Raw genomic sequence first — 4,993 nt, 5'->3', positions numbered from 1 at the left:
AATAACCTATATGATCAACGCTGAGTACCGAGTCTCTTCAGGGTATAAACGCCGCTATAGAAGCATTTAAGCCGATTTAAGGTTCCCACTTTTTTCTACTGGCAGGGTCCGTTCACATGAAATGGCCGGGGTGGCGGAGGGAACGACGAGACTCCCGCGGGAGAAGGAGCGAGGCGAGACCCCACAAGGAGTGTTAACGAATGAGGAGGCTTGCCAGTTCCCCCGCAGGAAAGCGAGTTGTTTCTGTAGCCGCCCCTCATCCTTTCTTGGCAACGGACCCGAGTTATCTCGAAACTGAGTCTTCAAGTAATGGGAGCTTTACTGCAATTTTGATATGGAGCTAGTACGGAAGGTACAAAAAAGCTGACGCTTATTGATTGGCGTCAGCTTTTTTATCTTCTTCATCCTTGTGATGATTGTGATGTGGCTCCTCCGGAAGAGGATCTATGGTGTGTTCGTAATCATATCCCTTGGAGACTGCCGTTCCAAACATAGCTGCAATCCCAAGAACAATAGCTACACAAACGATCATAATAATCGTAAACGTCATCGTAAACACTTCTTTCTAAATAACGTAAAAAGGGGCGTTTCTCCGTTTCACACATTTAGTTTGCCACATTTCAATTGTAAATACTACCTTAATTGTGTTTTTTCTTTAACAAAATCAACCACTTCATCTGATGTCCCTTTTGAAAGTAATTCGTCTTTGTAAGAAATCCAGTCTTCTCTAGACAGGGTTCTGATTTGCGTGCGAGCTGGAAGAATGGAAGTAGCACTCATGCTGAATTCATCAAGTCCAAGACTCAAAAGAATTGGAATGGCAATTTCGTCTCCAGCCATTTCTCCGCACATTCCGGCCCATTTACCTTCTGCATGAGCAGCTTCAATTACATTATTAATCAAATTAAGAATGGCAGGGTTGTAAGGCTGGTACAAGTAGGATACTCGTTCATTCATTCGGTCAGCAGCCATCGTGTATTGGATAAGGTCATTTGTCCCAATACTGAAGAAATCAACTTCTTTTGCAAATTGACGGGCGATTACCGCTGTGGCAGGGATTTCAACCATCATACCAACTTCAATGGTTTCAGAGACCTCTTTGCCCTCGTTCATTAATTTTTCTTTCTCTTCATCAAGGATGGCTTTTGCCTGACGGAATTCTTCAAGCGTCGCGATCATAGGGAACATGATTTTTAAATTTCCATGGACACTGGCACGTAAAAGAGCGCGCAGCTGAACACGGAAGATGTCGTCACGTTCCAGGCACAAACGAATAGCGCGATAACCAAGGAACGGGTTCATTTCATCAGGAAGATCCAGATAATCGAGTTCTTTATCTCCGCCGATGTCCAGTGTTCTCACAACTACCGGCTTATCTCCCATTTGTTTCAATACGGTAGAGTAGGAATCAAATTGTTCTTCCTCTGTTGGAAGCTGACTTTTACCCATATAAAGGAATTCGGTACGGTAAAGACCTACGCCTTCGCCACCATTATTCAATACACCTTCAACATCCTGAGGGGTACCAATATTAGCAGCAAGCTCTACATGGTCTCCCTCAGAAGTCACTGTAGGCTCGTCTTTCAGCTTAGCCCATTCTTTCTTTTTCTGTTCAAAGTCTTCTTGTTTCTGCTTATAGTCATTTATTTGTTCTTCGGTAGGATCGATAATTACATCGCCATTAATTCCATCAACAATAATCAGCGAATCCTTAGGTGCTTTAGAGGTAACATCTTTCGTACCGACTACTGCAGGAATCTCCAGAGAACGAGCCATGATAGCCGAATGAGAAGTACGTCCGCCGATATCCGTGGTAAACCCTTTAACATACTGTTTGTTCAACTGTGCAGTATCAGAAGGTGTAAGATCGTCAGCCACAATAACAACTTCTTCATTAATCAAAGCAGGGTCAGGGAACGTTACATTCAAGAGATGCGCCATAACACGTTTAGTAACATCATGGATGTCAGCAGCGCGTTCCCGCATATATTCATTGTCCATGTTCTTAAACATGTCTATGAACATGTTGGCCGTTTCATCTAAACCAGCTTCAGCGTTCACATTCTCTGCTTTTATTTTATCTTCGATTGGTTTAATCAACTCGGGGTCTGAAAGTACAAGCAAATGAGCTGAGAAAATCTCAGCGTGCTCATCGCCCAAGGTATTTTTAGTATGTTCTTTAATTTTTTCAAGTTCCGACTTTGAAACATCTAGAGCATCATGCAGGCGTTTGATCTCTTGTTCCGGTTGCTCTATATCTTTTTTACTGTAAGAAAGGTCTGGAGCTTCCAGACGGTACACTTTCGCAATAGCGATACCGCTGGAAGCTGCAATTCCTTGAAGGTTAGTCATGGGTTATTCCCCCAGCCCTTCATTCTTCATTGTAGATGCCATATGATCTACTGCTTCTTGTTCGTCACTGCCTTCTGCAGTAATTTTGACTTCAGCGCCTGCTGGAATGCCAAGGCTCATAATACCCATAATGGATTTTAAATTAACAGCCTTTTCTTTGTAATGAAGATTGATTTCTGATTCATACTTGCCGGCATTTTGCACAAGTACTGTGGCAGGTCGTGCGTGTACACCGTCTGAGGATGTAATTTTAAATGTTTTCTCTACCATTTTAAGTTCCTCCTTAAAAAATGTATTATATTTTGAGTACCCTAACTTTATCATTTTAAGCCTTTTGGATGTCTTTTTTCAAGAATCCAACCACAATTGCTCCCAGAATAGAGCCAGCAGCAATGGCTACTAAATAAAGAAGGACTTGGGTAAATCCACCTTCAACTAGAGGAGCTACGATCACACCACCGTGTGGTGCGCGAAGACCAATTCCGAACAACATGGTCAGCATTCCAGCTAAAGCACTTCCTGCAACCATGGATGGAATGACACGGGCAGGGTCTGCTGCTGCGAATGGAATAGCACCCTCTGTTATAAAGAAAGCACCAAGCGGGTAAGCCGCTTTCCCTGTTTCGCGTTCTTGTTTTGTGAATTTATTCTTGAAGAAAGTAGTCGCAAGTCCCATTGCTAATGGCGGGACCATTCCACCGGCCATAGCTGCAGCAATGAAAGTGTAATTATTAGCTTCAAGAGCAGCAATGCCGAACGTGTAAGCGGCTTTATTTACTGGACCGCCCATATCAACAGCCATCATACCTCCAACAATGAGACCGAGCAGCGCTAAGTTCGTTCCGCTCATACTATCAAGAAGGTCAAACAGCCAAGTATAAACGCTTGTTAAAGCCGGGTTGATAAGCAACATAATCATACCTGTTGCAAAAATAGCAAGTACTGGGTAAAAGAGTACGGTTTTCAGACCATCTAAAACAGCAGGTAATCCTTCAAGCAATTTTTTAATGAGTAAAGTCAAATAACCTGCTAAGAAACCGGCGATTAAGCCACCTAAGAAACCAGATCCATTTCCTGCACCTTCAGCCGAAGTCTGCGTAATCGCAATTAAACCACCGACCATACCAGGAGCAAAACCTGGACGATCTGCAATACTGGAAGCAATGAAACCTGCTAACACTGGGACGAGAAGGAAGAATGCATTTCCGCCACCAATGGTGCTCAGCATTTGCGCAAATTCGTTTTCGGATTCTATTCCCCAGAAGAAGGAAATGGCTATTAATATACCGCCCCCGACCACAAATGGAAGCATGTTGGAAACACCGTTCATCAAATGTTTATAAATTCCAGAACGCTGTCCTTTCTCCTCTGAATCTTCGGATTGGTTTTTTCCACCGCCCTGATAAATAGGAGCGTCCTTGTTAACCGCTTTGTTAATCAATTCTTTTGGCTCGTGAATAGCTTTAGCTACTGGTACTTCAATTACGGGTTTTCCGTGGAAATTTTCCATTTCAACTTTTGTATCAGCAGCTACGATGATGGCATCAGCTTCGGCGATATCTTCTTTGGTCAGACGGTTTTTAACGCCACCGGAACCATTGGTCTGCACTTTAATATTTACACCCATTTCCTTTGCCGTTGCTTTCAATTTGTCAGCTGCCATATAGGTGTGTGCAATTCCTGTCGGGCATGCGGTAACCGCTAAGATTTTGCCAGCGGAAGTACTTTCTTCAGCTTCCTCGTCGCCATCTTCTTCAGCTTCTTTTGCGTTAATTGCTTCTATCACTTCGTCTTCAGTTTTCGCCTGCTCCAACTTAGAACGAAAATTGGTATCCATCAAAAATGAAGATAGACGTGATAATGTTTCCAGGTGAGCATTGTTAGCCCCTTCAGAAGCAGCAATCATGAAAAATAAATTGGTCGGCTGGCCATCCAGCGATTCATAATCCAACCCTTCTTGAGATCTACCAAATGCTATAGCTGGGTCTTTAACAGAGCCGGTTTTTGCATGGGGAATGGCGATTCCTTCTCCGATACCCGTAGTACTTTGATCCTCACGAGCCTGAATAGCTTGTTTAAACTCATCACGGTCATTTAATTTACCAGCTTTATCCAGTTTTCCAATGAGTTCATCGATCGCTTCAGGTTTAGAAGAAGCGGTCATGTTTAACAGAATTGTTTCTTTAGTCAATAATTCTGTGATTTTCATTAGGTTTCCCTCCTATACTTAATGAAGAAATCTTAACTTCACCCAAAAGCTTCTCTACATCTTCGGCGGTACATAAGTCATCTTGAAAGGCGGTAGCACTCCCGGAAGCAACACCAACACGGAAAGCCTCGTCTGTCGATTTGCCTTGTGCCATGGATGCAACAAATCCGGAAACTACAGAGTCCCCCGCGCCGACTGAATTTTTCAGCTGGCCTTTAGGTACGTTGGAGTAGAGCTGCTGGTCAGGGCCTATATACACAGCACCATCACCGCCCATGGAGACAATCACGTGTTGAACACCTTGGTCTGCAAGCTTTTTCCCATAATGCGCAGCCTTTTCCATAGAATCAATGCTTACATTAAATAGTTCACCCAACTCATGGTGGTTCGGTTTAAGCAAATAGATAGGGCGGCCGATGAGCTGCTTTAATG

Annotated in this window: 5 protein-coding genes; all 5 read right to left on the bottom strand. The window is 43.4% G+C overall.

The window, feature by feature from the left end:
* Positions 1-370: 370 nt before the first annotated feature.
* Positions 371-550: a YtzI protein gene (gene ytzI, locus WAM07_RS06760; RefSeq protein ID WP_041601395.1), complete on the bottom strand. Its 180-nt coding sequence runs from the start codon at positions 548-550 to the stop codon at positions 371-373.
* 83 nt (positions 551-633) lie between these two features.
* The gene (gene ptsP / locus WAM07_RS06755; protein ID WP_422165771.1) at positions 634-2,352 is read right to left on the bottom strand and encodes a phosphoenolpyruvate--protein phosphotransferase; all 1,719 of its coding nucleotides are present in this window, start codon (positions 2,350-2,352) and stop codon (positions 634-636) included.
* A 3-nt stretch (positions 2,353-2,355) separates the two neighbouring features.
* Complete coding sequence (locus WAM07_RS06750) at positions 2,356-2,622, bottom strand: phosphocarrier protein HPr (RefSeq protein WP_014644227.1); 267 nt, start codon at positions 2,620-2,622, stop codon at positions 2,356-2,358.
* A gap of 55 nt (positions 2,623-2,677) precedes the next feature.
* The gene (locus WAM07_RS06745) at positions 2,678-4,561 is read right to left on the bottom strand and encodes a PTS fructose transporter subunit IIABC (RefSeq protein WP_422165770.1); all 1,884 of its coding nucleotides are present in this window, start codon (positions 4,559-4,561) and stop codon (positions 2,678-2,680) included.
* Positions 4,536-4,993 (bottom strand): 1-phosphofructokinase family hexose kinase (locus WAM07_RS06740; protein WP_422165769.1); only part of this gene is annotated, 458 nt, incomplete at its 5' end. The genes WAM07_RS06740 and WAM07_RS06745, both read right to left, overlap by 26 nt.

Source organism: Halobacillus sp., assembly GCF_049282395.1.
Lineage (GTDB): Bacteria > Bacillota > Bacilli > Bacillales > Halobacillaceae > Halobacillus.
Note: the sequence above shows the minus strand (reverse complement) of the source record. Positions and strands in the feature narration are given on the sequence as shown.